A 26,281-nucleotide genomic window follows, 5' to 3' on the forward strand; every position below is an offset into this window, starting at 1 on the left:
CCCCCGCCCTGGTCGCCAGGACCGATATCGGCCACCACGTCGACCAGTACCTGCAGATGACCCCCGTCGGCCGCATGGTCTGGGTCGCCGATCCGGCCTCGGCGACCCCGTTCGCCTCGATGCGCGAAGCGACGCGGATGAGCGCGCGCCTGCCGGCCAGCCTGAGGGCGTTCGGCCTGCCTCGCGAACCGGAACTCGCGCTGGCGCAGGCCCACTGACCCATCGGTTCGGGGATCTGAACGCGGCGCGCTCTCAGGCTCCGCGCCCGGAGGCGATGGACGCGAGCCTAGTCTCGCCATTCGGCCAATAGCTGGCCGTCCGGTGTCTCGAACGCGACCCGATCGAGGGCTACCGCGTAGATGCAGATGGGCCGATGCTCCGGCGACTCGCTCCAGCAGCGCACGGCGCCGCCCGTCGGGAAGGTGGCCAGCCGACCCTCCAGGACGAGGCTGTACGACGCGGATAGCGGGAGCGGCTCGTCGTCGGGCGCTTTCCGGACGAGTTCGTAGGGCCGCTCGGCGCGACGTCGCAGCCGCGAGGCGCCCACCTCCGAGATCGTCGCAAGTCCCAAGGTCTGGGGCGAGGGCGGGGTAGGCGTGGCCGACGCGGGCCGGTCCCTGCGCGGCGGGCAGGTGTCCGTGCGCGTCCAGGGCCGCGGAATCCAGAAGGTCTCAAGGGCCTCGATGGCCTTGGCGTCAGGCGACTGCGCCACGAGGGGGTGGTGGGCCAGGTCGACCGGTCGCGCGACCAGCTTGAGCGTGCGGCGCTCCGCGTCGACCTCATAGTACGCCTGGGAGGAGCCGCCGCCGATCCGCGGCCCCTCGCAGCCAAAGGGTATCCGGACGCTGAAGCGGCGGTCGACAAGCGGGTCGCGTCCTGTCGTCGAGGCCTCTCCTGAGGCGAGCGCGCCCGCGGCCCTGGCCTGCGCCTCCAGGATGAGATCGGTTCGGCTCAGTGGCGGCGGCGTGGTCTTGACGGGGGGCAGGACGGCGGCGACGGGTGGCGGTGTGTCGGGCGCCGCGGCGACCGGCCCGGCGGGCGCCGGCCTGGATGGCGCCCGCCAGGTCGTCCAAAGGACAAGCCCAACGACGCCAACGATCGCCAGCAAGACCAGAAGGCCGAGGCGGCCACGAACACCACGTCTGTTATCTGCCATGCGCCCATAGTAGCAGACGTAACGCCGGAGCCGCACGGTGGCGGCGCAGCCAGCCGGGAGTTTTCGCCATGACCGTACTCGAGCCGAAGGTCGCCACTGTGCGATGACGCTCCCCCAGGCCATCTCGCTAGCGGTTCTGCTCCTGGTGGTCGCCGCCCTGATCCAGGGGAAGGTGCGGGCCGACGTGGTCGCGCTGTCGGGCGCGGCGGTTCTGCTGGCCACGGGCACGCTGCGGCCGGCGGAAGTCCAGAGCGCCTTCGCGAGTCCGGCGATCATCGCCCTCGCATCCCTGTTCGTGATCGCCTACGCGATGGAGATCTCGGGCCTTCTCGACCTGATGATCCGGATCGGCGGCCGTCTGTGCGCCCGTATCGGCGCGGCGGGTATCTGGATCATGATCGTCTTCTGCGGAGCCGCCTCGGCGTTTCTGAACAACACGCCGATCGTGGTGCTCGCCGCTCCAGTCGTGCGCGACGTCTCCCGGGCCATCGGCGCCTCGCCACGCCGATTCCTCATGCCGCTCTCATACGTGACGGTGCTCGGGGGATGCTGCACCCTCATCGGGACCTCTACGAACCTGCTCGTCAACGACATGGCTCGCAGCGGGGGACAGCCCGCGTTCGGGCTCTTCGAGATCACCGGGCCGGCTTTGGTCGTGGCCGCCGCGGGCGGCCTGTACCTGCTGGTGTTCGGCGCCCGTCTCATGGGCCGGGATCCGGGGGGCGACGACGTGACCATTGAGGCGGCCCTGAAGACGAGCGAGACGCGCCACGCCGACGTCTCCGTCGGCGACCCGCGCCTGTTCGCCGGCCACCGGCCGTTTCAGCCCCGCAAGGCGATCGTCGCGCTCGCGGTCTTCGTCGGCGTCGTCGCGGTCGCGGCGGCGAACCTCGCTCCCATCGCGGCGGCGGCCTTCACAGGCGCCGTCGTCCTCATCCTGCTGAGGATCATCACCGCCGAAGAAGCCTATAGCGGCATGCGTCCGGAGATCCTGCTGCTGATCGCCGGGATGGTCGTGATCGGCATCGCGCTCGACGTCACCGGCCTCGCCGCCGCGTCCACCGACGCCCTCATCGGGGTCACCCGCGACCTCAGCCCCTTCTGGGCCCTGGTCCTGCTCTATGGCGGGACGCTCTTCCTGACCGAGGCGCTTTCCAACGCCACGGTAGCGGTGCTGATCACCCCCGTGGCGGTGGCCCTCGCGGAGAGCCTGGGCGTCAGCCCGAGACCGTTCCTGGTGACCGTGATGATCGCCGCCAGCGCCGCCTTCGCCACGCCGTTCGGCTACCAGACCAACGTCCTAGTCTACGAGATGGGCCGCTACAGCTACATGGACTTCGTCCGCGTCGGCCTGCCGCTCAACCTGATCACCTGGGCGGCCGCCGTCCTGGCCATCCCCGCCTTCTTTCCGTTCTAGCGGCGGGCGACCGGTCCGCGAGCCGAAACAGGGCGCGGCGCCGTCGCAGAGCTGAACGAGCTAGGGAAAAAGATGGTGGATGCGACAGGGATTGAACCTGTGACCCCCTCGGTGTGAACGAGGTGCTCTCCCGCTGAGCTACGCATCCGCCGCAGGAAGGCGGGGGCTATAACCGACCGGCTTGCGCGCCGCAAGCGCCCAACAGCCGCACGCAGGCGTCGGGCAGTTCGTCGAAGCTGTGGATGAGGATGTCGGGGTCGAGGTCGGCCGCCGGGACCTCGGTGTAGCCGAAGCTGACCAGGATCAGGCCGGCCTTGGCGGCGCGGGCGGCGCCGGCGTCTGTGAAGGCGTCGCCCACCATGATGGCCCGGGCCATGTCGCCGCCCACCGCTTCGACCGCCGCCTGCAGGTGGCGCGGGTCGGGCTTGATCGCCGGGACGACGTCGGCCCCGATCACGGCTTCAAAGCGGCTGGCCAGGCCCAGCGTCTCCAGGAGCGCCACCGAAAGGTCCGTGCGCTTGTTGGTGCAGACGCACAGCTTGGCGCCTGCGGCCTTCAGGGTGTCGAGCGCCGCCTCGCAGCCCGGAAAGGGCCGGCTCTCGTCGGCGATGTGGTCCAGGTAGTGGGCGATGAAGCGGTCGAACAGGGGCTGCACGCGAGTGGGATGCAGGTGCTGGCCGGCCGCCTCGAACCCCCGCTCGATCAGCCAGCGCGCCCCGCGGCCGATGAATGGGCGCGCCTCGTCCAGGGGCAGGGCGGGCAGGCCCTCGTCCCCCAGCAGGACGTTCAGCGTGCCGATCAGGTCGGGCGCCGTATCGACCAGGGTGCCGTCGAGGTCGAACGCGACCACCGCGCCCCGCAGGAGATCAGCGGCCATGGGTGGCCGGGAAGGCGACGAGACGCGAACCGCTTTGCATGGAGACTCCCTGGCAGGACGGCGCGGAAGGCTAGCCCGCTGTCGCGCGCCGCCACAAGGCTTGCTAAGCGGTGGGGCGAACGAAGACTCGCTGACTGCCTTGGGAGCGCCGAATGACCGCCAGAGCCGCCGTGATCATGGCCGCCGGCCACGGCACGCGGATGAAGTCACGGACGCCCAAGGTGCTGCACAAGGTCGGCGGTCGCGCCCTGCTGGACCGGATCATCGACACGGTGCAGGCGGCGGGTTGCGAGCGCATCCACGTGGTGGTGGGCACGATCCCCGAGGTCCGCGACCTGGTTGTGAGGCGCCTGGGGGAGGCGGCCGTGGTGGTCCAGGACCCGCCCAAGGGCACGGGTCATGCGGTGTTGTGCGCGGAGACGGCGCTGGCAGGCTTCGACGGCGACGTGCTGGTGGTCAATGCCGACCCGCCGCTCTTGCAGGCCCAGGATCTGGAGCCCCTCTTCACCCTGCGCCAGAACGGCGCGGCGCTGGCCTTGCTGGCGTTCGAGCCGGTCGATCCGCTGCTGTATGGGCGGGTGATCCGCGGGGCGGACGGCCACGTCATGCGCATCGTCGAGCCCAGCGAGGCCAGCGATTCCGAGAAGCAGGTGCGGCTGTGCAACGCCGGCATGTACCTGGCCGGCCGCGAGGACCTGTTCCGCTGGCTCTCTCGGCTCACCGACGACAATCCGAAGCGGGAGTACTTCCTGACCGGCATCGTCGCCGAGGCCGTCGCCGAGGAGAAGCTGGTCCGCGCCCACGCCGCGCCGGAGACCGCCGTGATGGGCGCCGACACGCCGATGCAGCTGTCGCAGGCCGAGGCCGAGTTCCAGCGGCGGCGGCGCGCGCACTTCCTAGCCGAGGGCGTGGCCATGACCGCGCCGGAGACGGTGTTCTTCGCCTGGGACACGCAGATCGCGGCCGGCGCCACGATCGAGCCCTACGTCGTCTTCGCGCCGGGCGTGACGGTCGAGACCGCGGCGGTCATCCGGGCCTTCAGCCACCTGGAGGGCTGCGTGGTGCGCGAAGGCGCCCTGATCGGCCCCTATGCCCGCCTGCGGCCGGGCGCCGACATCGGCGAGGACGCCCACATCGGCAACTTCGTCGAGGTGAAGAAGGTGACGGTGGGCAAGGGGGCCAAGGCCAACCACCTGAGCTACCTGGGCGACGGCACGGTCGGCGCGGGCGCGAACATCGGCGCCGGGACGATCTTCTGCAACTACGACGGCTTCTTCAAATACGACACCCACGTGGGCGAGGGCGCTTTCATCGGCTCGAACTCGGCGTTGGTGGCGCCGGTCAGGGTCGGGGCGGGCGCCTATACGGGCTCGGGCTCGGTGATCACTGAGGACGTGGAGCCCGACGCCCTGGCCATCGGGCGGGGCAAGCAGGCGCAGAAGGACGGCTGGGCGGCGAAGTTCCGCAAGAAGATGTCCGAGAAGAAGGCGGCCCGGAAATGAACGACGCCGACGCCCAGAAGCGGGCGGCCGGGGAAGCCGCCGCGGCCCTCGTGGAAAACGGCATGGTCGTCGGCCTCGGCACGGGCTCGACGGCGGCGTGGTTCGTCCGCGCCCTGGCCGCCCGGGGCCTCGACATCGTCGGCGTGCCCACCTCGAAGGCTACGGCGGACCTGGCGGCCAGCCTCGGCGTCCGGCTGGGCGAGCTGGGCGAGACGCGGGCCATCGATCTTACGGTGGACGGCGCCGACGAGATCGGCCCGGGTCTGTCGCTGATCAAGGGCGGCGGCGCCGCCCTGTTGCGCGAGAAGCTGGTCTGGGAAGCCTCGAAGTCGTGCATCGTCATCGCCGACGCGGCCAAGACCGTGAAGACCCTGGGAAAATTCCCGCTTCCGATCGAGGTCGTGGCGTTCGGCCACAAGACGACGGCGCTGCGGATCTGCGACGCCCTCTCGGAATGCGAGATCGGTATCGCGCCGATGCTTCGCCGAAAGGACGGCGAGCCTGTAAGAACCGACGGCGGAAACCTTATCTATGACGCTCACTGCGGTCGGATCGAGGAACCGGCGGCCCTGGCGGCGGCGCTGAAGAGCGTCACCGGCGTCGTGGACCACGGGCTGTTTCTCGACCTCGCCGACCGCGCATTTGTCGGCACGCCGGACGGCGTCGTCGAGCTGGAACCTTAGGAGCTGCCGGTGGCGGACTACGACTACGACCTCTTCGTCATCGGCGCGGGCTCGGGGGGCGTGCGCGCGGCCCGCGTGGCGGCCATGTCGGGCGCCAAGGTGCTGGTGGCGGAGGAGCACCGCGTCGGCGGCACCTGCGTCATCCGTGGCTGCGTGCCGAAGAAGTTCATGGTCTACGCCTCGGAATTCTCGAAGCAATTCGAGACGGCGCGCGGCTATGGCTGGACCATCGGCGAGACCAGCTTCGACTGGCCCAAGTTCCTCATGGCCAAGGACGACGAGATCGCCCGCCTGTCCGGGATCTATGTCCGCAACCTGCAGAACGCCGGCGCCGAACTGGTGCACGGCAAGGCCTGGCTGGTGGATCGCCACACCGTCGAGGTCGAGGGGCGCGGCCGCGTCACCGCCAGGAAGATCCTGATCGCCACGGGCGGGCGGCCGTGGATGCCGCGCGACCTGCCGGGGATCGAGCATGCGATCACCTCGAACGAGGCCTTCCACCTCGAAGAGCTGCCAAAGCGGATCGTGATCGTGGGCGGCGGCTACATCGCCGTCGAGTTCGCCGGGATCTTCAACGGGCTGGGGGTCGAAACCACCCTGGTGCATCGGGGCCCCAACCTGCTGCGCGGCTTCGACGACGACGTCCGCGCCTTCGTGGCCGGCCAGATGGAAGAGCGCGGGATCAAGATCCGGCTGGGCGCCCAGATCGCGAACATCGAGAAGACCGACGGGGGCCTCGTCGGCGCCTGCGTCGATGGCCACAAGCTGAACGCCGACGTGATCATGTTCGCCGTGGGGCGTGAGCCCTACACCGAAGGCCTGGGCCTGGAGGCCGCCGGGGTGGCGCTGGACGACACCGGCGCGGTGAAGGTGGACGACTACTCGAAGACGAACCTCGATAACATCTGGGCGGTGGGCGACGTCACCAACCGGATCAACCTGACCCCGGTGGCGATCCGCGAGGGCCAGGCCTTCGCCCTGACGGAGTTCCACGGCCAGCCGACCCGCTTCGACCACGAGATGGTCGCCTCGGCGGTGTTCTCGCAGCCGCCCGTAGGGTCGGTGGGCCTGTCCGAGGCCGACGCGCGCCACCAGTACGGCCCCAAGATCGACATCTACCTGGCCAACCTGCGGCCGATGAAGGAGACGTTCTACGGCGGCCACACCCGCGCGCTGCTGAAGCTGGTGGTGGAGCAGGGGAGCGAGAAAATCCTGGGCTGCCACGTGGTGTCGCCCGACGCGCCCGAGATCATCCAGATGGCGGCGGTGGCCCTCAAGATGGGCGTGACTAAGCCTCAGTGGGACTCGACCTGCGCCGTGCACCCAACGCTGGCGGAGGAACTGGTCACCATGCGCGAGAAGCATCTGCCGCCGTCGCTCGGCCAGGTGGCGTGATCCCGCCGGGCGAAGGCTCTGCGGGGCGCCGCCGGTGAGCCTGGCGTCGGACCGCGATCCGCAGCGCGCCGGGGCCTGGAGCGCGGCGACGTGTTGCGGGTGGGTGCTCGTCGGCGCGGCGGCGCTGACGCCGCTGTTCGCGTGGCTGGGACCGCTGGGGTTTGCGCCGCTGCTGGGCCTGGCCGGGCTGCTGTGCTTGGGCCCGCTGCGGATCGGCCCGCGCGAGGCGCCGCTCGCGGTCGTGTTGCTGGCCGGCGTGGCCTGGGCGGCGTTCTCTACGTTCTGGAGCGCGCATCGGCCGTCCGAACTCGAAGACAGCGTCGCCCTCAAGCTTCTGCTGCAACTGCCCCTCTACTGGGCCGTCTGGGTTGCCGCCCGCCGCGCCGATCCAGCCCTCCGACGCCTGGCGCTCCGCATCTTCGCCTGGGGCCTGGCCGCCTATGGCGCCCTGCTGCTGGTGGAGGCCTTCACCGGCGCGGCGATCTACAGGGGTCTGCGCGATCTCATAGACGATCCGATCCGGCCCGATCTGGGCCGCAAGAACGTCGCCCAGGGCAGCTTCGTCCTGGCCCTGTTGTGGCCGGTCGCCGCGGTCGGCGGATATCGGGCCGGGGCGCCGGCGTGGCTGGCCGCGCCCATGGCCCTCGGGACGCTCTTGCTGGCCCACAATTTCGGATCGGACGCGCCGGTGCTGGCCGTCGGCCTAGCCGTGCTGGTCGGGGCGCTGGTCTGGATCTGGCCGCGGAGGGCGCCCAAGGGGCTGGCGCTGGGCGCCGCAGGCCTCGTGATCGCCATGCCGGTCCTGATCCTGGCCATGCTCCTGCTAGGCCTGGGCCGCGGCCTGCCGGAGTCGTGGGAACAGCGGGTCGGCTATTGGGGCTACGCGATCGCCCGGATCGCCGACCACCCGTTCCGCGGCTGGGGCCTCGACGCCAGCCGGGCGTTCAGTCCCCACATCCAGCTGCATCCGCACAACGGGCCGCTGCAGGTCTGGCTGGAGCTCGGCATGGTCGGCGCGGCCGTTGCGGCCCTGGCCTGGGCTTTCGTCTTCCGTCGACTCGCCCGGGACGCGCGGAGCCTGACCGCGGCGGCGACGGCGGGCTCGGCATCGGTCTATCTGCTGTTCGGCGTCGTCAGCTTCGGGGTCTGGCAGGAGTGGTGGCTGGCCCTGGCGGCGCTCGCCGCCGTGATCGCCACCCTCGCCGACGCCGAGGAGACTGCGGCAAGCTAGGCATCGACGCCCGGGGCCGTTCCGAGTAAAACGCCCGGCCCGCCGAACAACCGGCGGTTCCTGAGTGAAGACGATGACCGAACACTGGACGCCCGCATCCTGGAGAGGAAAACCCGCCAAGCATATCCCGTCCGACTATCCGGACATGGCCGAGCTTTCGCGTGTTGAGACCACCCTTCGCAAGATGCCGCCGCTGGTGTTTGCGGGCGAGGCCCGCCGTCTGAAGAGCCTTCTGGGCGACGTGGCGGCCGGCAAGGCCTTCCTGCTGCAGGGCGGCGACTGCGCCGAGAGCTTCAAGGAATTCGCCGCCGACAACATCCGCGACACCTTCCGCCTGATCCTGCAGATGGCGGTGGTGCTGACGTTCGCCGGGGGCAAGCCGGTGGTGAAGGTGGGCCGCATGGCCGGCCAGTTCGGCAAGCCGCGCTCCTCGCCGGTGGAAAAGATCGGCGACGTGGAGTTGCCGTCCTACCGCGGCGACAACATCAACGGTATGGAGTTCACGCCAGAGGCGCGGATCCCGGACCCGCAGCGCCTGATGCAGGCCTACAGCCAGTCGGCGGCGACGCTGAACCTGCTGCGCGCGTTCGCGGGCGGCGGCTATGCCGATCTCTACAACATCCACCGTTGGACGCTGGGCTTCGTGAACGACAGCCCGCAGGGCGCGCGATACCGCGAGCTCTCGGAGAAGATCAGCGAGTCCCTGACGTTCATGGCCGCTATTGGCGTGACCCCGGAAACGCATCCCGAGATGCACCGGGTGGAGTTCTTCACCAGTCACGAGGGCCTGCTGCTGGGCTTCGAGGAGGCGATGACCCGCGTCGATAGCACCTCGGGCGAATGGTACGACACTTCGGCCCACCTGCTGTGGATCGGCGAACGCACCCGCCAGCTGGACGGCGCCCACGTGGAGTACTTCCGCGGCATCAAGAACCCCATCGGGGTAAAGGTCGGCCCGACGCTGGAGCCGGACGAGCTCCTGCGCCTGATCGACGTTCTGAACCCGAAGGACGAGGCCGGCCGCCTGACGCTGTACGGCCGCTTCGGCTACGACAAGATCGAGCAGCGCCTGCCGGCTCTGTTGCGGGCCACTCAGGGCCGCAAGGTGGTCTGGGCCATCGACCCGATGCACGGCAACACGCTGACGGCCAACAACGGCTACAAGACCCGGCCGTTCGACCGGATCCTGTCCGAGGTGAAGTCCTTCGTCGACGTCTGCAAGGCCGAGGGGACGCATCCCGGCGGGGTGCACCTGGAGATGACCGGCCAGAACGTCACCGAGTGCCTGGGCGGCGCCCGGGCCTTGGCCGAGGGCGACCTGGCCGACCGCTACCACACCCACTGCGACCCGCGGCTGAACGGCGAGCAGGCCCTGGAACTCGCGTTCCTGGTGGCCGAGCGCCTGAAGGACGATCGCGTGGACCTGTCGCAGCGCGTGGCGGTCAACATCTGACGGCGACGGGCGCGGCCGTCTGGTCGCGCCCGCTGTGCCTTCGGAGCCACGGCCAAGCACGGACGGCTGATGGCGGCCAAGCTGGGCTTGCCCTGTTTTGGCGCCTGCGCCAGTCTCCCGGCCTCTTTGACAACCGGAACCTCTGCCATGGACCGCCCGGCGGCCCAGGAGCCTTCGCTCGTCCGCGCCGACCTTACCCAGCTCCTGACCCTGTCGGGGCCGGTGGTGCTGTCGCGCCTGGGTATCATGGCGATGGGGCTGGTGGATGCGATCGTGGTCGGCAACTATTCGGCCCGGGAGCTCGGCTATCACGCTCTGGCCTGGGCGCCGACCAGCGTGATCCTGACCATGGCCGTGGGCCTGATGGCTGGGGTCCAGGTCATGACCGCTCGCCGGATCGGGGAGGGGCGGCGCGACCTCACGGGAGCGGTGCTGCGGCGAGGGCTCGTTTACAGCTTCTGGATCGGCATCGTCTCGACGGCCGCCTTGCTGGCGCTCGGGCCCATCTTCCTGAAGTCCATCGGCCTCGAGCCGGACCTGGCCAATGGCGCCAGCCGGGCGCTGCTGGTCTTCGCCCTGTCGCTGCCGGGGTACACGATCAGCGTCGCGGCCAGCTTCTGGCTGGAGGGTCTGTCCCGGCCCGGCCCGGCCGCCTGGGCGATGTGGGCGGCGAACGTCGTCAACCTGCTTCTCAACCTGCTGCTGGTGCCCGGAACCTTCGACCTGCCGGCCCTGGGCGCGGTCGGCGGCGCCTGGGCGACCACGGGGGCCCGGACCTTCCTGGCGCTGGCCATGCTGACCTACATCGCCCGCATGCCCGAGGCCCGCGCCCTGGGCGTCTTTACCAAGCCCGAGATCGACCGGCCTGGCGCGCTGCAGCAGCGCCGGATCGGTTATGGGGCTGGGATCTCGAACTTCTTCGAGGTGGCGGCCTTCGCCAGCATGAACATCATCGCCGGCTGGATCGGCGGGCTGGCCGTCGCCGCCTGGGCCATCGTCCTGAACGTGGCGGCCATCGTGTTCATGGTGCCGCTGGGTCTTGCGACCGGCGCGGCGGTGCTGGTGGGCAAGGCCTATGGCGCCCGCGACCTCGCCGGCGTCAACCGCGCCGGCGCGATCTGCTTCGTCGTGACCTTCGTGTTCGGTGTCCTGGTGTCGCTGGCGATCTGGCCGACGGCCGAGCTGATCTCGCGGGGCTATACCCGCGATGCGGCCACCATCGCCATGGCCGCGCCGGCGCTGATCCTGTCGTGCCTGTTCTTCATCCCCGACGCCCTGCAGGTCGTCACGGCCCAATCGCTGCGGGCGCGTGGGGACGTCTGGCTTCCGACCACGACGCACCTGGCCAGCTACATCGGCGTCATGATGCCCCTGGCCTGGTACCTGGCGATCCCCATGAAGATGGGCCTGATCGGCATCACCTGGGCCGTGGTCGCCGCCAGCTTCCTGGCCTGCGGCTTCCTGATGACCCGCTTCTGGGTGCTCAGCCGCCGGCCGCTGTAGCACGTCGCAGAAATTTCATGCGCGCATCCGGCGAGTGACTTGGCGACGCAATCACAAGCCGATTAAGGGTTAACGCCTGTGCTGTTGGAGGCGTGAAATGAAGTGGTCGGCCCTTGCTCTCTGTTCCCTTGCGGTGATGTCGGCTCAGCCGGTTCAGGCGCAGGCGATCGCCACCCTGTATTCTGTGAACAGTTTCGACGACAACAATCTGACCCATTCGGGCGCTGGCCCCTCGGCAACCATCGAGGTTGGTGACATTACGGAGCATCCCGATCCAGGCCAGATCGGCGATAGGCATGCGCTGAGTGGCGTGGTCGAGGTCAACGCGTTGTACGACTTCGATCCTGAGGCGTTTGGCGAGCTCTACCTCACTTTCGACGTGCTCTCGGCCGGCGGCAGCTATCCGCCGGAGTACGGCCCGGACTTCGCCGACTTTGCGCCGGGCAACATCGACCGCCCGTTCTCGGGTGATATTCAGCTCTCGTGGTTCGGCTTGGCGTTTCCCGGTCAGTTCAGCTTCAACACCACCCCGATCACGAGCTTCTATGTCTCGGCGGGCACAAGCGGTGTCGGCTCTACGTTCAGCCTGCGGATCGATCAGGTGCTCGACGCGGTCCTGAATGGCCAGTACGGCGCCAACGAAGATGTCGGGTTCCTGCTGAGCAACGCTGCGGCTCCGATGGACACCGCCTGGATGTTCAACAACTTCCGCCTGACCCGTTCGGATCAGACGAACCTCGTCGAGGCGCCTGGCAGCGTGGTGCCTGAACCCGCGACATGGGCGCTGCTCATCCTGGGTTTGGGCGGTGTGGGTTCGGCCCTGCGCCGCGGCCGCCGGACGCTGGCGGCCTAGTAGCCGCCCGCGCCCAAGATCCACCCCTCTTCGCGCTCGGCGTCGAGGACGACGTCTGCCGCCGTCCCCTTCGGCGGTCCGAACAGGGCGGCCAGCTTGTTGGCCTCGTCCAGCCGGGCGAAGTGCTCGGCCGTGGTGCGCACCTGGGTCAGGTCCTTGACCTCGCCCGGGGCGCCCTGCGGCTTCAGCATCGACGGGTAGACCTCCGCGACCACCGCCTCGACGCGCGCGAGGTCGGCTTCGGTCAGAGTCTTAAAACCCGTCTCGAACGGCCAGGCCCGGATGGCCTGCTCGCCGCGGGCGAGCTTCAGCCGGCGCACGAAGGGGATGCCCAGGATCGCCTGACCGCCCACCGAGCCGTTGTAGTAGAGCTTCCAGATCGAAGCCGCGCCCTTGGCCGCGAGGTCCGCGTGGCGGTACTCGGGCAGGTCGCCCGGTCCATGCTCGCGCGTGCGCTTGGGCTGAAGGGTGGTCAGGGCGTCCTTGGGCGGGCAGCCCCAGAACGGGAACGGGCCGCCGGTCATGCGCCGGTTGACCTCGGAGCCGACGCCGAAGCGGTTGTTGGTGTTGTCGGCCTTGTCCTTGACCATCTTGTTGAGCTGGTCCCAGGTCGCGCGCCAGGGCTGCTCGCCGGGCAGGCTCAATGCCGCCGCGAAGCCACGCGGGAAGCCCAGCGGGAAGTCGAAGCCCACCAGCGCCCGCTCGCCGCGCTTCTTCAGGTCGTCGAGGATCGCATTGAGGCGCGTCTCAGCTTCCGCGCGCGTGGCCGGGTTGAAGCTCTCGAACGCCATGCGGAAGCGGATGTCGCGCTTCAGCACGCCGATCCAGATGGAGTCCGCCCCCGTGGTGGGCTTGGACGCCGCACTCCAGTCGACGATCACATAGGCGCTAAACAGGCGCGGCACGGCCGGGCTCCAGATACTGCAAGAGGGAGGATGAGGGGTTCTACGCCCTCATCCGCGCCGGTCCAACGCCCTTAAGCGAGCTTCACCAGCATCTTGCCCAGGTTCTCGCCCGAGAAGAGACCGATGAAGGCGTCGGGGGCCTTCTCGATTCCCTCGAAGACCGTCTCCTTCCAGGTGACCTTTCCGGCCTTCACCCACCCGGACAGGTCCTCGACGTACTTCGGCATCATGTCGAAGTGGTGGGAGACGATGAAGCCTTCCATGCGGATGTTCTTGCCGATCATCTGGGCCAGGTTGCGCGGCCCCGGCGGCGGCTCGACGGCGTTGTACATCGAGATCATCCCGCAGATCGCGAAGCGGGCGAAAAGGCGCGCGGAGTTCAGCGCCGCCTCCAGATGCTCGCCGCCGACATTGTCGAAATAGACGTCGATGCCGTCCGGCGCGGCCGCCGCCAGGGCGGCGCCCAGGTCTTTCTCGGCCTTGTAGTCGATCACGTGGTCGACGCCGATCTCCTTCAGGAAGGAGGCCTTCTGCGCCCCGCCGGCCGAGCCGATCACGGTGTGACCCTTGGCCTTGGCGATCTGGGCGACCATCGAGCCGACGGCGCCGGCGGCGCCCGACACGAACACCACGTCACCGTCCTTCAGCGCCGCGATCCGCAGCAGGCCGGCATAGGCGGTGAGGCCCGGCATGCCGGCCGCGCCCAGGAAGGCCTGCGGCGGCAGGCCCTGCGGGTCCAGCTTCTGGACCTTATCCGCGCCGGTGGTGAAGCCTTCGCGCCAGCCGAAGCCAGACTGGACGAGGTCGCCCACCTGCAGCGCCGGACTGTTCGACGCCACGACCTCGCCGATTGCGCCGCCGTCCATCACCTTGCCGAGAGCGAAGGGCGGGGCATAGCTCTTCACGTCGTTCATGCGCCCGCGCATGTAGGGGTCGACCGTCATCCACAGGTTCCGGACCTGGACCTCGCCCTCGCCCGGGGCCGGCAGATCCACGCTGGCGAGCTCGAAGTTGTCGGCGGTGGGCACGCCCCGGGGGCGGCTCTTCAGGCGGATCTCGCGGACGGTGGTCATCGGCTTCCTCTCCAGTCTCTGGTTTCAAACAGCTGTACGACTCCCGTCGGGTGGCGTCGAGGCCGCGGCGCGTGCTAACGGCCCGCCCATGAGCGAGACCTTGCGCGGCGGCGTGATCGGGGCGGGCGTTTTCGGCGGCTACCACGCGCGGCAGTACGCCCGGCTGGCCGGCGTCACCCTCGTGGGCGTCTACGACACCCACCCGGACCGGGCGGCCAAGGTCGCCATGCCGCTGGGTGCGCGCGCCTATGCCGACCTAGACGCGTTCCTGGCCGAAGTGGACGTGGTGACCATCGCCTCGCCCGCCACCCACCACGCCGATCAGGCTCTGGCCGCCATCGCCGCGGGCAAGGCCGTCTATGTCGAGAAGCCCATCGGCGTGAGCGTCGCCGAGGCGGACAAGGTGAGGGCGGCCGCGGCGGCCAAGGGCGTGTTCGTCGCCTGCGGCCACCAGGAGCGGGTCGTCTTCCGCGCCATGGGCCTGCTGGACGCCCCCGAGCAGCCGCTGAGGCTGGAGGCGCTGCGGCATGGACCGCCGTCGGACCGCAGCCGCGACGTCTCGGCGGTGCTGGACCTGATGATCCACGACATCGACCTGTGCCTCGCCATCGCGGCCGCGGAGCCCGTCACCGCCGAGGCCGAGGGCGCGCGGGGCCCCGATGGGGTCTGGGACGCCGTCCGCGCCGAGGTCAGTTTCGACAGCGGCTTCGCGGCGATCCTGGACGTCTCCCGGCTGGCGGAGGCCCGCCGGCGGACGATGCGCATCGTCTACCCTTCGGGCGAGGTCGAGATCGACTTCATGGCCCGGACCTTCCGCAACACGACGCCGTTCGCGCTCAATCCGGACTTCGCGGAGACCCCTGCCGCCAAGGATCCGTTGGGCGCCAGCGTCGAGGGGTTCCTGCAGGCCGTCCGCGGCGAGGCTCCCCGGCCCATCGTGACCGTGGACGAAGCCATCGCCGCCCTGGACCTGGCGATCGCGGTGGAACAGGCGTTGGAGGACGCCGCGTAACGGCGATAGGGTCCCGTCCCAAACGACCCGGGAGGCCCCCTTGCCCAGCGCGCACGACTACACCTTCGACAAGATCTCCGGCGGCGAGCTTCCGCTCAGCACGTTCAAGGACAAGGTCGTCCTGGTCGTGAACACCGCCTCGAAGTGCGGGCTCACACCCCAGTACGAGGGGTTGGAGAAGCTGTACTCCGACTACAAGGACAAGGGCCTCGTGGTCCTGGGCGTGCCCTGCAACCAGTTCATGGGCCAGGAGCCGGGCACGGAAGCCGAGATCGAGACCTTCTGCAGCACCACCTTCGGCATCGACTTCCCGATGACGGGCAAGGTCGACGTGAAAGGCGAGGACGCCCACCCCTTCTACAGGTGGGCCGAACAGGAACTGGGCGAGCCGGCCGTGCCCGTCTGGAACTTCCACAAGATCCTGATCGGAAGGAACGGCGAGGCGATCCGCGCCTTCGGGCCGCGCACCGAGCCGCTGGACGGCGAGGTCACCGGCGCCATCGAGGCGGCGCTCTGAGCGTGGATCCGATACCTGCGTCGCTGGAGCTCGTCGGCGATCCGTCCGATGCCATCTACGCGCGGCTGTTCGAGCGGTTTCCGGAGACGAAGGAGCGGTTCGACCGCGACGTCAGCGGCTCGATCCGGGCCGAGATGCTGACCATGGTCTTCGACTGCCTGATGAACCCGGCGGGGCCTTACCAGACGGGCCTCGTCCGGACCGAGCGCGTGAACCACGACGGCTTCGGCACGCCGGCCGAGGTGTTCGACAGCCTGTTCTGGATCGTGCGCGATGTCTGCCGCGAGCGCGCCGGCGCGGCATGGACGCCGGAGACCGACGCGGCGTGGACCGGTCAGATCGAGCGGCTGCTGGCCGCCTCGAAGTGATGGGAGCGCCCCACCGGCCGGCGGAGCGCTCCCGGGCTTCCGCCTAGAAGCGGTACTGCAGTTCGACGCCGTAGATGCGCGGCGGCGTCAGCTCGAACACCTGCGCCCCGTTCGGGAAGCGGTCGGACGCGACGGTGGCGCTGTTGTTGCGCTGCGAGGCGGCCACGGCGGCGGCGTAGCCGTCGTCGTTGAAGACGTTCTTCACGTAGGCGATCACAGTGTACTTGCCGTCGGTGGGGGTCCAGATGGCCCGCAGGTCGACCTGGTCCCACGAGGGCGCGGAGTTGTACTCCCGCTCGAAGACGTTGGCGTACGACTTCGACCGGTAGAGATAGGTGGCGCCGAGCGTCAGGTCCCCGGGCTCCATGTCGATCGTATAGGTCCCGTTGAGCGCCAGCTTGTGCTTCGGCGCCTGGGGCAGGGCGTTGCCGACGACGCTGACGGCGCCGGTGTTGATGTTGTCGTTCACGTCCACCAGGAGGACGCTCTTCTTGATCTTCGTCGGGTTGTAGCCGTAGTCCAGCGTCAGCCGCAGGGGCTCGGTCGGTCGCCAGATCACGCTGAGCTCGCCACCCTTCGAGACCGACTTCGCCACGTTCACGAACTGGGTGACATTGGTGGCGCCCACCCGCACGGCCACCGGCGCCTGCAGGTTCTTATAGTCGAGGTAGAAGAGGGCCAGGTTGACCTGCAGGTTGGCGCCGAAATTCTTCTTCAGGCCTGCCTCATAGGCGTTCACCGTCTCCTCGTCCGCCTTGGGGTCGGCCAGGAAGCCGCCGGCCGAGAAGCCGAACGCCTTGTAGCCGCGGCTGTAGCGGGCATAGGCCAGGGTGTCCGGGTCGGGCTCCCACTGCACGCCGGCCGTCCCGGTGACGGCGTCCGAGGTGTCGGAGAGGCCGCGGCTGGCCACGCCGTTGGGGCCGATGACGTACTGGCGGCAGACCTGCGCCGCGCCCGTGCCCGTACAGACCGACGGGGTCGACACGCCCTCGATCGGGCCGGCCGTGCTCTTGGGCGCCAGGGCGTCCGTCAGGTCCATGGCGCCGTTGCCGAGCCCCCCCAGAGGAGCCAGGGCGTTGCCGAGGCCAAGCGCCTGACCCACGGCCGGCAGGGCGGTGAGGTTGCCCAGCAGGCTGCCCCAGTTGGCCGCCGTGCCGGGGCCGAATGCGCCGAGGCCGAGGGCTGGATAGAGGCTCGGATAACAGGCGTCGGAGTTGCAGACGATCCGCCGGAACTCGGTGCCGAACTTCTTGTCCTTGGTGTAGCGCAGGCCGCCGGTGAACTTCACCGTCTCGGTGGCCTGCCAGTCGATCTGGCCGAACACCGCCTTGCTGCGGGTGGTGAGCCTGTAGTTGCCGGTGGACCAGATATTGTCGGGGTTGGGCGCGGCGCCCAGGATCGGAGTCTGCAGCGAAGAGGGTCCAACCAGGAAGAAGTCCGCGGTGCTGCCGGTCCCGCTGTATTTCTCGTTGTAGTAGAAGGCGCCCACGATCCACTGCACGGGCCCGTCGTGCGTGGATGAGAAGTTGAGCTCGTGGCTGTACCACTTGGGGTACTCGAAATAGTGGTACCCGTTGTTCGCGTTCACGGTCAGGGGCGTGCAGTTGACGCTTGAGGCGCCGGCCGCGAACAGCGCCCCGACCGTGCCGCAGATCGAGCCCGGCGCCAGCGGGATCTGGAACGACTGCACGCTGGTGGCGTCGGTGTCGCCGTAGAGGTCGTACTTATATTCCTGAAAGCCCCCGACGTATTTCACGTCGATGGACGGCAGGTGGTAGACGAAGTTCGTCGTCAGCGAGTTCACGTCGCGCAGCCGCACGCGTTGCGGGATGTTCGAGTTGAACAGGTGGTTGTCGACCAGCGCCGGGTTCGAGGTGGTGGTCGAGCCGTTGAACTGGCGCAGGCTTCCCGGGACGATACCGTTCACCCCCGTCTCCGGCGAATAGCCGTGGGCGGAGTTGTAGACGATCGAGAAGTTGGGGTCGGTCCGGCCCGTCTCGTAAGGGCCGTTCAGATAGCCTGCCCGAGCGCCGGGGCCGCCCCGGTTGTGCCAGACCAGCGTCTTGTAGGAGACCCAGATGTCGGCGTTCTCGCCGAGGTCGGCCTCGAGTTGGGCCTGGACCTGGTATTCGTCGCGCTTGCTGCCCTCCGACGGCTGTCCGTCGTTGACGTTCTTGTAGTAGCCCTTGCGCTGGTCGAGCTTATAGCCCGAGACGCGGAACCGCAGATTGTCGGCGATCGGGCCTGAGACGGCCATCTGCAGGTTGGTGAAATCGTAGTTCTCGGCGATGGCCCGGACTTCGGCGTAGAAGTCCTCGGTGGGCCGCACGGAGATCACGTTGACCGTGCCGCCGATGGCGTTGCGGCCGTACAGTGTGCCCTGCGGCCCGCGCAGGATTTCCACCCGCTCGACGTCGAGGGGCGGGCCGCCCGCCAGCACCGTCGAGGTCGTGAAGAGCCCGTCGATGTAGATCGAGACCGCCCCGTCCACGGCGTGGACGTTGGTGAGGCGACCGATGCCGCGCATGCTCGATCGGTCGTTGGACGACTGGTAGACGAAGCCGGGCGTGAAGTTGGTCAGGTCCTGGACCGTGCTGATGCCGACCAGGTCGCGTTGCCGGCTGGTGAAGGCCGAGATGGCCACGGGCACGTCCTGAAGACTCTGCTCCCGCTTCTCGGCCGTGACGACCAGTTCTTCGATGACGTTGACGCCCTGGGCGTAGGCCGGTGCGCCGAGGACGGCGGCCAGCAGGGCGCTGGACGCCAGCAATGTGGGTCTGAATTTCATGAACTGCCTCCCCGCAGCTTGATGAGCGCTATTGGCTGCGCTTCGAGCGGGAGGCTGAAGCAGTGGGCGAGGGGCGTCAACGCAAATGAAGACCGATAACTTAATAACCGTAAGCTACGAGAGTCAGGCAGAAGTTATGCAATCATATCGCCTTGTAAGGCATTCGATTTTGCGCGATCATATGCGAGTTTCTGACTTTGTTCATCCCAACAACAACCTGAAGGCGCGCGGATAGCGCGCCTTCTTTGTTTGGGTTGGCCGAAAATCGGCCATGGGTGAGCTTGAATCTCGCAATCGCGAAATCACTTTGAAAGCTTAGGAAATAAGGGATCGCGTGGCTTCGGCGACAGAAGGCGCCCGCGATGCAACATCGTTACGCAGCGTCACGGACCACACACGCAGAAGTGGAGTTTGCGACCTTTGGGTCTTCGGGCCTTTCGTCACGCAGCTGCGAACCCTAGAGAGGGCGCGCTCGCCAAGTCGGAGGCCCGTGATGCATCGCAAGCCGGACGGATTCTGGGATAAGTCCAGGTTGCCCAGCCGCCACACCACCGAGGGACCGTCGCGCGCGCCCCACCGGTCCTACTATTATGCCATGGGGCTCGGCAGCCGCGAGATCGCCCAGCCGTTCGTCGGGGTGGCCTCCTGCTGGAACGAGGCGGCCCCCTGCAACACCGCCCTGATGCGCCAGGCGCATGCGGCGGCCGAGGGTGTGAAGCGGGCCGGCGGGACCCCGCGCGAGTTCTGCACCATCACCGTCACCGACGGCATCGCCATGGGCCACGAGGGCATGCGCAGCTCGCTGGTCAGCCGCGAGGTGATCGCCGACTCGGTCGAGCTGACCATGCGGGGCCACGCCTACGACGCCCTCATCGGCGTCGCCGGCTGCGACAAGAGCCTGCCGGGCATGATGATGGCCATGCTGCGCCTCAACGTGCCCAGCGCCTTCATCTACGGCGGCTCGATCCTGCCGGGCAGCTGGCAGGGCCGCGACGTGACAGTGCAGGATGTCTTCGAGGGTGTCGGCAAGCACTCGGCCGGCCAAATGAGCCTGGAAGATCTCTGCGACCTCGAGCAGCACGCCTGCCCGGGCGATGGCGCGTGCGGCGGTCAGTACACCGCCAACACCATGGCCTGCGTGTCCGAGGCCATCGGCCTCGCCCTGCCGCTGTCGTCGGCGCTGCCGGCGGCCTACCTGCACCGCGACCAGTACGCCGAGGCCACGGGCGAGGCGGTCATGGCGCTGCTGGAGCGCAACCTGCGCCCGCGCGACATCTGCACCCGCGAGGCCTTCGAGAACGCGGCCGTCGTCGTGGCGGCCACCGGCGGCTCCACCAACGGCGGCCTGCACCTGCCGGCCATGGCGCACGAGGCGGGGATCCGGTTCACCCTCCGCGACGTGGCCGAGATCATGAAGAAGACGCCGTACCTGGCCGACCTCATGCCCGGTGGCCGGTATCCCGCCAAGAAGATGGGCGAGGCGGGCGGCGTGCCGATGCTGCTGCGCACCCTGCTGGACGCCGGCCTCATCCACGGCGACTGCATGACCGTCACCGGCAAGACCATCCGCGAGAACCTGGAAGGCGTGGTCTTCGACGAGACCCAGGACGTCATCCGCCCAGTCTCGAACCCGCTGTCGCCCACCGGCGGCGTCGTGGGTCTCTGGGGCTCGCTGGCGCCCGACGGCGCCATCGTGAAGGTGGCCGGCCTGAAGCACACCAGGCACCGTGGCCCGGCCCGCGTCTTCGATGGCGAGGAGGCGTGCTTCGCGGCGGTCGAGTCCCGCCAGTACGACGAAGGCGATGTCCTGGTGATCCGCTACGAGGGGCCCAAGGGCGGCCCTGGCATGCGCGAGATGCTGTCTACAACGGCCGCCATATATGGCCAGGGCGTGGAGAACATCGCCCTGATCACCGACGGCCGCTTTTCGGGCGCGACGCGCGGCCTGTGCATCGGCCACGTGGGCCCCGAGGCCGCCGCGGGCGGACCCATCGGGCTGGTGAAGGACGGCGACATCATCGCCATCGACGCCGACGCCGGCACGATCGAGCTGGAGGTCAGCCCGGCCGAACTCGAGCATCGCCGCCGCGAATGGACGCCGCGCCGGACCAACTACCAGTCGGGCGCGCTGTGGAAGTTCGCCCAGGGCGTCGGCCCGGCGCACCTCGGCGCGGTCACCCATCCGGGGGCCGAAGCCGAGACCCACGTCTACGCGGACCTCTGACGTGAAGACCATCGGCGTGATCGGCGGGATGAGCGCCGAGAGCACAGCGATCTACTACCGCGAACTGAACCGCCTGGTGCGCGAGCGGCTGGGCGGTCTGCACTCGGCCGAGCTGCTGATCCGCTCGCTCGACTTCGCGCCCATCGCCGAGCTGCAGGCCGCGGACCGCTGGGACGAGACGGGCGCGATCCTCGCGGACGCGGCGCGAAAGCTGGAGGTCGCGGGCGCGGACGTGATCGTGCTGGCCACCAACACCATGCACCTGAACGCCGAGGCGATCCGGGGCGCGATCGGCGTGCCGTTCCTGCACATCGGCGACGCCACGGCGGCGGCCTTGAAAGCGAAGGGCGTGCGGCGACCGCTGCTCCTGGCCACGCGCTTCACCATGGAGAAGGCGTTCTACAAGGATCGGCTGGCCGCCGCCGGGCTCGATCCATTGGTCCCGGACCAGGCCGATCGCGACCGGCTGCAGGCGATCATCTACGACGAGCTGTGCCAGGGCGTGGTGCGCCCGCAGTCCACCGCCGCCGGCCTGGAGATGGTCGCGCGCGGGCGGTCCGCCGGCGCCGACGGCGTCATCTTCGGCTGCACCGAGGTGGGCCTGCTGCTCTCACCCGACCAGATCGATGTGCCCGTGGTCGACACCACCCTGGTCCACTGCGAGGCCGCCGTGGAGTTCGCCCTGAGTTAGGGCAGGGCGTTCACGCCGAACAACAGCGGGTGGGTCCAGGTCAGGACCGCCCAGATCACCACCGCCAAGGCGAGGCGCCACAGGCCGATCTCGGTGACGTGCAGCGTCTGTCGACCGCTCAGGATCGCGGCGAAGGGAATGTTCGAGGTCTGGGCGGCGAAGGCGTCCCAGGTCGGCCCCAGCGTCCGCTTGCGCTTGGCGTCGATGCTGGCCGTGCCAAACAGCGCCAGCAGGAACATCGCGCCGAACAGGACGAGCGAAGCCCGCTCGCCGTTCACCAGCAGATGGCCCAGCGCCCAGACTGCGACACCCCACAGGAACGGGTGCCGGGTGATCCGCAACATGCCTTTCACAGCGTCGGGCCGGGCGAGCACGCCTTCCTGCCGCACGCTGGTGGGATTGGGCGTGGTCAGGCCCGGGACGATCAGCAGCATGGCCACGAGCTGCAGCCCGAGCTGGATGTGTCGCGTGGCCGGGGTGAGGCTCCAATAGGTCGCGTTCCACGCCTCGCCCCGGGCGTTCCCGAACGCCATGCCCAGCCAGACCAGTCCGGCCACCGAGGCGGCCGAGAACAGGCCCATGTACAGATTTTGTCCCAGGCGGCCGGCCAGGGCGTCGCGCATCCGGGTGCCGGACACCAGCAGGTGGAGCAGGACGAAGAAGGCGGCGGCGGCGAGCAGGTTCGTCATGGCGCATCCTCGCGCTTATGAATTTACACCGTCAACGAATAGCATCCTCGGCATCGTCTTCAAAGGCGTCGTCGCCGAACAGTGGGCCGACGGGCTCACGGCGCGCCGCTGGCGCGGGCGTCGGAGGCGGGGGCGCGGCCGACATCTGCGCCGCCGGCGCGGGTTTCGCGACGGGGCGGCGCAGGATCGACTCCATCCGGGCCATCCAGCGGTTGGCCTCCTGCAGCGCCTCCTCGGCCTGGAGCCGGCCGCGGCGCCCCTCGTCCTCGGCAAGCCACAGGTCGATCTCGAAATCCGGATGGCGGGGATCGTCGAAGACGAACCGGAGTCGCACGCGTTCGGCGGGATCGGCCAGCTGGTCCAGCGCGCGGCGCGGCTCGCCGCGGAAGGCGCGGGCGGCCACCTGCCGGTCCACGATCAGCTCAGCGCCTATCAGTTCGTCCAGGCGGTAGGTGAGCTGCCAGCCGCCACGATCCCAGGTGACGGTCACGAGATTGCGGCTGAGGTCGAAGCCGATGCCGACGCCGCGGCCCCGAACCACGAGCATCGGCTGGGGCGCGGCGCCCAGGGCCTGGGTCAGGGTTCGGCGGATCCGACGCGCCTCGTCGAGAAACCAGACGCAGGCGCCGCCCAGGAGCGTCATCGCGCCGCCCAGGAGCGCGAGCAGCGTCAGGAGCCGCGCGACCTCGTCCATGTAACGAGGCTACGCCGTTTCGGTGAGTCGGCTAAGGGCGCCGGAAGTCGAGGGAATAGGCTTCCTGCAGCAGTCCGTTCTGCCGCATGAAGGCGCTCATGGACTCATAGGTCGCCGTGCGGATCGGCCCCTTCTGGTCGTCAGTCCGCAGGCGCTGGTCGGCGATGGGGCCGAAGAGGCGCATGACCCCGCTGGCCTTCACGACCGTGGGCTGGAAGTGCGCCTTGAAGTTCGCCGTCAGCCTGGCCGGATCGTCCGTCTCCCAGGCCGCGGCGCCCACGACGTTCAGCATGAAGTTGTTGCAGTTCTGGTACTTGCGGGCCCATGGGTTGGCGACCAGGGAATAGGCGGGGTTGTGCAGCTTGGCGTAGCTCGGGCTGTCGATGACGGCGAGCATCCGCCGCTGCATTTCGGGCGAGGGAACGATGATCGCCACATCGTCCACCGCCGAGCCGCGGGTGAAGTCGAACGGGTAGTCCTGGACCAGTCGCGACTCGGTCCGGGGCCAGTTCGGGCCGTCTCCGGCGTAGAGGTTGTAGACCGCATAGCCCGAGACGCTGCGCCCCTCGGCCGTCTGGATGGTGCGATAGATCCATAACGCCCCATGGGTATAGGCGATCCCCTCGGGCAGCTTGTCCCGCGGCCGGCCGGTGCGGAAGACCAGCGCCACGCGCGCGTCCTTGGCCGCCAGGTCGCGCTCGATCTGCTTGGAAAAGGCGGCGGCCTCGGGCGCCGTGAAGTGCGCGGCGATGGCGCGCGCGGAGCTGTCCTGCGCGGCGGCCGGAACGGCGGCGACCGACAGGCAGACGGCCAGGGCCGCAGCGATCAGGCGCCTCATTTCTTGGCCGGCTGGTAGGGAACCTTGGGGGCCGGATCCGCGGCCACGACCACGTCGTCGTCCACCTTCAACGCCACCTTGGCCGAAGCCCCTGCCGCTTTCGAGAGGTCGGCCGCGGCGCTGGTCGCGCCGACCGCCACGCTGGCGCCAGCCGCCCCGACCGCCGAGGCGCCGCCTGCGGCCACGCTGACCGGCACGGCGGAAACGCCCACCGCGGTCTTGACGCCTGAGGCGCCCAGCAGGGCCGTGGCTTCAGACGCCGCGCCGACGGCCTTTGAACCGTCCTGAGCGCTGTCCTGCGCGAGGGCTGGCCCTGCCACGGCGGCAGAGGCGAAGGCGAGGCAAAGAACGCGGCGCATGACGATCTCCGGAGACCTGCCGGCTTCACTGGAGCGCGAAGCCGCCGAGGTCGCGACCTCTACTATACGTCCAGTTCGACGATCAGAGGCACGTGGTCCGACGGTTTTTCCCAGGCGCGCACGTCTCTGTGGATCGAAACGCCGGTCAGCCGGTCGGCGGCCTGGGGCGAGAGCAGGGCGTGGTCGATGCGGATGCCGTTGTTCCGCTGCCACGCGCCGGCCTGGTAGTCCCAGAACGTATAGGCTCCCGGCGCGCCGTCGGCCTGCAGATAGGCCTCGGTCAGCCCCAGGTTCTTGAGGGCCCGGAAGGCGGCGCGGCTCTCCGGCTGGAACAGCGCGTCGTCGACCCAGTTCTTCGGGAACTCGGCGTCGCGGGGCTCGGGGATCACGTTGTAATCGCCGGCCAGGACGAACGGCTCTTCCAGCGCCAGCAGATCGCGGGCGTGCGCGTTCAGCCGGGCCATCCAGCCCAGCTTGTAGGCGAACTTCTCGGTGGCGATGGGATTGCCGTTGGGCAGGTAGATCGACGCCACCCGCACCGGCTCCGGCCCCGAGACCACGGCCTCGATATACCGGGCCTGCTCGTCGCCATCGTCCCCCGGCAGGCCGCGCCGGACGTCCTCCAACGGCGTCTTCGAGAGCAGGGCCACGCCGTTGTAGCTCTTCTGGCCGTGCACGGCGACATTATAGCCAAGTCGCTCAAAGGCTTCTGACGGAAACTTCTCGTCGACGCACTTGATCTCCTGCAGGCAGGCGACGTCGGGCTTCGCCTCCTCGAACCACCGGACCACCGTCTCCAGCCGGGCGTTGACCGAGTTCACGTTCCAGGTGGCGATGCGCATCGAGGGCTCCGGGGAAGTCGGTGGCGAACCTAGGGGCGCGTGGCGCATCGCTCAACGGCTTTGGTGGGCCGCCGGGCGACGCCGGCTTGACCGTCGAGGTCGAGCATGGCCCCTGGTGCGGCCATGGCGTCGTCCAAGCCCCTCGCGATCCTGTTCGCCCTCGTCGCCGGCCCCGTGGCCCAGGCCCAGGACCTCCCGCCCATCGCCCCGCCCCCGAAGCCCGAGGTCGCGACGGCGGTGCCGCCCTGCCAGCCGCAATCCCTGGTCAGCATGACGGTGCGCAACATTACGCCCGGCCTCCAGGCGGCGGACCACCGGGCGCAGCCCCGGCGGATCTGGCGAAAGGGCGGACGTCACCTCCGCACCGTGGAACAGCCCGTGGTGGCCGCGAGCGTGCAGGATCCGAAGGAGCCCATGGCCCGCCAGGCGCTGTTCATCGTCTCCGAACCGGACGTGTGGATGATCGACCTGGCCAGCCGCATGGGCGGGCACACCCTCGACAAGGGACCGGTGTACGAGGTCCGTGCGCCGATCCTGCCCCCGGGTTCGCCGCCACAGTTCATGGCGCTCGAGTTCGGATGCGAGGCCGAGTTCGTCGCCGTCCGCGCGCCGGCGGCGCAGAGGACGATCCGATGGGGTGCGGTGGCCGCCGGGATCCACACCTACACGGTCGGCACGCACAGCCTGGCGATCCTGATGGACGACCGCTCGGGCGAGCCGTTCATGATCACCTACGTGCGCGACGGCCGGCCGGCCCATATCATTCGATACGACGAGTATGTCCGCGGCCTGCCCGACGACCCCGATCTGTTCCGGCCGCCTGCGGACGTGAAGATCACCGAGACCAGCGCGCTGCCGCCCGGTTCGCGGCCACTAGATTGAGAAGCTGACCCCGCAGCCGCAGCTGGACTTGGCGTTCGGGTTGCGCACCCGGAACTCGGCCCCGGCCAGTTCGTCGACGAAGTCGATCTCCGAGCCCTTCAGCAGCGCCAGCGAAACCACGTCGACCAGGGCCGCGGCGCCGTCGCGCTCGATCCTGAGATCGTCGTCCTGCGCGGTGTCGACGAGGTCGAACTGGTACTGGAAGCCCGAGCAGCCGCCGCCCTCGACGGCCACGCGCAGCATCACGGCGCGGCCCTCGGCGGCGCCGATGGCGCGGATGCGTTCCGCCGCGGCGGAGGAGAGGGTGAGGTCGGTCGTGGTCATGCTCT

At 69.1% G+C, this 26,281-nt stretch carries 26 protein-coding genes and 1 tRNA gene; 15 read left to right on the top strand and 12 right to left on the bottom strand.

Annotated features, from left to right (window positions below; translation table 11 throughout):
• Window positions 1-218 (top strand): hypothetical protein (locus tag AX721_RS27740; protein ID WP_197422429.1); only part of this gene is annotated, 218 nt, incomplete at its 5' end.
• 68 nt (window positions 219-286) lie between these two features.
• On the opposite strand, the gene AX721_RS01160 is transcribed toward AX721_RS27740, so the two are convergent.
• Window positions 287-1,108: a hypothetical protein gene (locus AX721_RS01160; RefSeq protein ID WP_068874091.1), complete on the bottom strand. Its 822-nt coding sequence runs from the start codon at window positions 1,106-1,108 to the stop codon at window positions 287-289.
• Between the two features lie 151 nt (window positions 1,109-1,259).
• Here AX721_RS01160 and AX721_RS01165 point away from each other — a divergent pair, with 151 nt between their 5' ends.
• Window positions 1,260-2,573, top strand: coding sequence for an SLC13 family permease (locus AX721_RS01165; RefSeq protein ID WP_068874092.1), 1,314 nt, complete (start codon window positions 1,260-1,262; stop codon window positions 2,571-2,573).
• 73 nt (window positions 2,574-2,646) lie between these two features.
• On the opposite strand, the gene AX721_RS01170 is transcribed toward AX721_RS01165, so the two are convergent.
• Both AX721_RS01170 and gph read right to left on the bottom strand, forming a co-directional pair.
• Window positions 2,647-2,721 (bottom strand) — tRNA-Val (locus AX721_RS01170).
• 18 nt (window positions 2,722-2,739) lie between these two features.
• On the bottom strand, window positions 2,740-3,450 hold the full coding sequence (gene gph, locus AX721_RS01175; RefSeq protein ID WP_068874093.1) for a phosphoglycolate phosphatase: 711 nt from the start codon (window positions 3,448-3,450) through the stop codon (window positions 2,740-2,742).
• Between the two features lie 152 nt (window positions 3,451-3,602).
• Between gph and glmU the strand changes: the two genes are divergently transcribed.
• From glmU to AX721_RS01210, 7 genes are all read left to right on the top strand, one after another.
• Complete coding sequence (gene glmU / locus AX721_RS01180; protein ID WP_068874094.1) at window positions 3,603-4,952, top strand: bifunctional UDP-N-acetylglucosamine diphosphorylase/glucosamine-1-phosphate N-acetyltransferase GlmU; 1,350 nt, start codon at window positions 3,603-3,605, stop codon at window positions 4,950-4,952.
• Window positions 4,949-5,635, top strand: a complete 687-nt coding sequence (rpiA, locus tag AX721_RS01185) for a ribose-5-phosphate isomerase RpiA (protein ID WP_068874095.1) — start codon at window positions 4,949-4,951, stop codon at window positions 5,633-5,635. The genes glmU and rpiA overlap by 4 nt, the downstream gene beginning before the upstream one ends.
• 9 nt (window positions 5,636-5,644) lie before the next feature.
• Complete coding sequence (gene gor / locus AX721_RS01190) at window positions 5,645-7,030, top strand: glutathione-disulfide reductase (RefSeq protein ID WP_068874096.1); 1,386 nt, start codon at window positions 5,645-5,647, stop codon at window positions 7,028-7,030.
• A 34-nt stretch (window positions 7,031-7,064) separates the two neighbouring features.
• Entirely contained in the window at window positions 7,065-8,261 is a 1,197-nt protein-coding gene (locus AX721_RS01195; RefSeq protein ID WP_156466949.1) for an O-antigen ligase, read from the top strand.
• Window positions 8,262-8,334: 73 nt separating this feature from the next.
• On the top strand, window positions 8,335-9,714 hold the full coding sequence (locus AX721_RS01200) for a class II 3-deoxy-7-phosphoheptulonate synthase (protein ID WP_068874098.1): 1,380 nt from the start codon (window positions 8,335-8,337) through the stop codon (window positions 9,712-9,714).
• A gap of 147 nt (window positions 9,715-9,861) precedes the next feature.
• Entirely contained in the window at window positions 9,862-11,217 is a 1,356-nt protein-coding gene (locus tag AX721_RS01205) for an MATE family efflux transporter (protein ID WP_068874099.1), read from the top strand.
• 97 nt (window positions 11,218-11,314) lie between these two features.
• Window positions 11,315-12,070, top strand: a complete 756-nt coding sequence (locus AX721_RS01210) for a PEPxxWA-CTERM sorting domain-containing protein (protein WP_082765557.1) — start codon at window positions 11,315-11,317, stop codon at window positions 12,068-12,070.
• On the opposite strand, the gene AX721_RS01215 is transcribed toward AX721_RS01210, so the two are convergent.
• Complete coding sequence (locus tag AX721_RS01215; RefSeq protein WP_068874101.1) at window positions 12,067-12,975, bottom strand: cobalamin biosynthesis protein CbiG; 909 nt, start codon at window positions 12,973-12,975, stop codon at window positions 12,067-12,069. The two genes, AX721_RS01210 and AX721_RS01215, sit on opposite strands and share 4 nt — an antisense overlap.
• Before the next feature lie 71 nt (window positions 12,976-13,046).
• Window positions 13,047-14,048, bottom strand: coding sequence for an NADP-dependent oxidoreductase (locus AX721_RS01220; protein WP_068874102.1), 1,002 nt, complete (start codon window positions 14,046-14,048; stop codon window positions 13,047-13,049).
• 88 nt (window positions 14,049-14,136) lie between these two features.
• On the opposite strand from AX721_RS01220, the gene AX721_RS01225 reads away from it, so the two are divergent.
• From AX721_RS01225 to AX721_RS01235, 3 genes are read left to right on the top strand one after another with little or no spacing between them, the layout of a single operon-like run.
• A complete protein-coding gene (locus AX721_RS01225; protein WP_068874103.1) occupies window positions 14,137-15,060 on the top strand; it encodes a Gfo/Idh/MocA family protein in 924 nt (307 codons plus the stop codon).
• Window positions 15,061-15,100: 40 nt separating this feature from the next.
• Window positions 15,101-15,577: a glutathione peroxidase gene (locus tag AX721_RS01230; RefSeq protein ID WP_068874104.1), complete on the top strand. Its 477-nt coding sequence runs from the start codon at window positions 15,101-15,103 to the stop codon at window positions 15,575-15,577.
• Between the two features lie 2 nt (window positions 15,578-15,579).
• A complete protein-coding gene (locus AX721_RS01235) occupies window positions 15,580-15,945 on the top strand; it encodes a globin (RefSeq protein WP_068874105.1) in 366 nt (121 codons plus the stop codon).
• Between the two features lie 43 nt (window positions 15,946-15,988).
• On the opposite strand, the gene AX721_RS01240 is transcribed toward AX721_RS01235, so the two are convergent.
• On the bottom strand, window positions 15,989-18,733 hold the full coding sequence (locus AX721_RS01240) for a TonB-dependent receptor (RefSeq protein ID WP_082765556.1): 2,745 nt from the start codon (window positions 18,731-18,733) through the stop codon (window positions 15,989-15,991).
• Window positions 18,734-19,226: 493 nt separating this feature from the next.
• On the opposite strand from AX721_RS01240, the gene ilvD reads away from it, so the two are divergent.
• Window positions 19,227-20,957: a dihydroxy-acid dehydratase gene (gene ilvD, locus AX721_RS01245; RefSeq protein WP_068874107.1), complete on the top strand. Its 1,731-nt coding sequence runs from the start codon at window positions 19,227-19,229 to the stop codon at window positions 20,955-20,957.
• A 1-nt stretch (window position 20,958) separates the two neighbouring features.
• A complete protein-coding gene (locus AX721_RS01250; RefSeq protein ID WP_068874108.1) occupies window positions 20,959-21,648 on the top strand; it encodes an aspartate/glutamate racemase family protein in 690 nt (229 codons plus the stop codon).
• On the opposite strand, the gene AX721_RS01255 is transcribed toward AX721_RS01250, so the two are convergent.
• The 5 genes from AX721_RS01255 to xth form a co-directional block, all read right to left on the bottom strand.
• Window positions 21,645-22,337, bottom strand: coding sequence for an NnrU family protein (locus AX721_RS01255; protein WP_068874109.1), 693 nt, complete (start codon window positions 22,335-22,337; stop codon window positions 21,645-21,647). The two genes, AX721_RS01250 and AX721_RS01255, sit on opposite strands and share 4 nt — an antisense overlap.
• A gap of 31 nt (window positions 22,338-22,368) precedes the next feature.
• Window positions 22,369-23,031, bottom strand: a complete 663-nt coding sequence (locus AX721_RS01260) for a hypothetical protein (RefSeq protein ID WP_068874110.1) — start codon at window positions 23,029-23,031, stop codon at window positions 22,369-22,371.
• Between the two features lie 31 nt (window positions 23,032-23,062).
• The gene (locus AX721_RS01265; protein WP_068874111.1) at window positions 23,063-23,869 is read right to left on the bottom strand and encodes a DUF2145 domain-containing protein; all 807 of its coding nucleotides are present in this window, start codon (window positions 23,867-23,869) and stop codon (window positions 23,063-23,065) included.
• Entirely contained in the window at window positions 23,866-24,228 is a 363-nt protein-coding gene (locus tag AX721_RS01270; protein WP_068874112.1) for a hypothetical protein, read from the bottom strand. The genes AX721_RS01265 and AX721_RS01270 overlap by 4 nt, the downstream gene beginning before the upstream one ends.
• A 62-nt stretch (window positions 24,229-24,290) precedes the next feature.
• Complete coding sequence (gene xth, locus AX721_RS01275) at window positions 24,291-25,070, bottom strand: exodeoxyribonuclease III (RefSeq protein WP_068874113.1); 780 nt, start codon at window positions 25,068-25,070, stop codon at window positions 24,291-24,293.
• A 105-nt stretch (window positions 25,071-25,175) separates the two neighbouring features.
• Here xth and AX721_RS01280 point away from each other — a divergent pair, with 105 nt between their 5' ends.
• Window positions 25,176-25,952 (top strand): hypothetical protein, encoded by a 777-nt coding sequence (locus AX721_RS01280; RefSeq protein ID WP_156466950.1) that lies wholly within the window; start codon window positions 25,176-25,178, stop codon window positions 25,950-25,952.
• On the opposite strand, the gene erpA is transcribed toward AX721_RS01280, so the two are convergent.
• Window positions 25,944-26,276, bottom strand: a complete 333-nt coding sequence (gene erpA / locus AX721_RS01285; RefSeq protein WP_068874115.1) for an iron-sulfur cluster insertion protein ErpA — start codon at window positions 26,274-26,276, stop codon at window positions 25,944-25,946. The genes AX721_RS01280 and erpA overlap by 9 nt on opposite strands.
• Window positions 26,277-26,281: the final 5 nt, after the last annotated feature.

This window comes from Phenylobacterium sp. CCH9-H3, assembly GCF_001557235.1.
GTDB lineage: Bacteria > Pseudomonadota > Alphaproteobacteria > Caulobacterales > Caulobacteraceae > Phenylobacterium.

Excerpts from the sequence above, each read along its gene's own strand:
- AX721_RS01165 (WP_068874092.1), top strand. The coding sequence starts at position 1,260 with ATGACGCTCCCCCAGGCCATCTCGCTAGCGGTTCTGCTCCTGGTGGTC.
- gph (WP_068874093.1), bottom strand. The coding sequence starts at position 3,450 with ATGGCCGCTGATCTCCTGCGGGGCGCGGTGGTCGCGTTCGACCTCGAC.
- glmU (WP_068874094.1), top strand. The coding sequence starts at position 3,603 with ATGACCGCCAGAGCCGCCGTGATCATGGCCGCCGGCCACGGCACGCGG.
- rpiA (WP_068874095.1), top strand. The coding sequence starts at position 4,949 with ATGAACGACGCCGACGCCCAGAAGCGGGCGGCCGGGGAAGCCGCCGCG.
- AX721_RS01200 (WP_068874098.1), top strand. The coding sequence starts at position 8,335 with ATGACCGAACACTGGACGCCCGCATCCTGGAGAGGAAAACCCGCCAAG.
- AX721_RS01205 (WP_068874099.1), top strand. The coding sequence starts at position 9,862 with ATGGACCGCCCGGCGGCCCAGGAGCCTTCGCTCGTCCGCGCCGACCTT.
- AX721_RS01210 (WP_082765557.1), top strand. The coding sequence starts at position 11,315 with ATGAAGTGGTCGGCCCTTGCTCTCTGTTCCCTTGCGGTGATGTCGGCT.
- AX721_RS01220 (WP_068874102.1), bottom strand. The coding sequence starts at position 14,048 with ATGACCACCGTCCGCGAGATCCGCCTGAAGAGCCGCCCCCGGGGCGTG.
- AX721_RS01225 (WP_068874103.1), top strand. The coding sequence starts at position 14,137 with ATGAGCGAGACCTTGCGCGGCGGCGTGATCGGGGCGGGCGTTTTCGGC.
- AX721_RS01240 (WP_082765556.1), bottom strand. The coding sequence starts at position 18,733 with ATGAAATTCAGACCCACATTGCTGGCGTCCAGCGCCCTGCTGGCCGCC.
- ilvD (WP_068874107.1), top strand. The coding sequence starts at position 19,227 with ATGCATCGCAAGCCGGACGGATTCTGGGATAAGTCCAGGTTGCCCAGC.
- AX721_RS01255 (WP_068874109.1), bottom strand. The coding sequence starts at position 22,337 with ATGACGAACCTGCTCGCCGCCGCCGCCTTCTTCGTCCTGCTCCACCTG.
- AX721_RS01260 (WP_068874110.1), bottom strand. The coding sequence starts at position 23,031 with ATGGACGAGGTCGCGCGGCTCCTGACGCTGCTCGCGCTCCTGGGCGGC.
- AX721_RS01265 (WP_068874111.1), bottom strand. The coding sequence starts at position 23,869 with ATGAGGCGCCTGATCGCTGCGGCCCTGGCCGTCTGCCTGTCGGTCGCC.
- AX721_RS01270 (WP_068874112.1), bottom strand. The coding sequence starts at position 24,228 with ATGCGCCGCGTTCTTTGCCTCGCCTTCGCCTCTGCCGCCGTGGCAGGG.
- xth (WP_068874113.1), bottom strand. The coding sequence starts at position 25,070 with ATGCGCATCGCCACCTGGAACGTGAACTCGGTCAACGCCCGGCTGGAG.
- AX721_RS01280 (WP_156466950.1), top strand. The coding sequence starts at position 25,176 with ATGGCCCCTGGTGCGGCCATGGCGTCGTCCAAGCCCCTCGCGATCCTG.
- erpA (WP_068874115.1), bottom strand. The coding sequence starts at position 26,276 with ATGACCACGACCGACCTCACCCTCTCCTCCGCCGCGGCGGAACGCATC.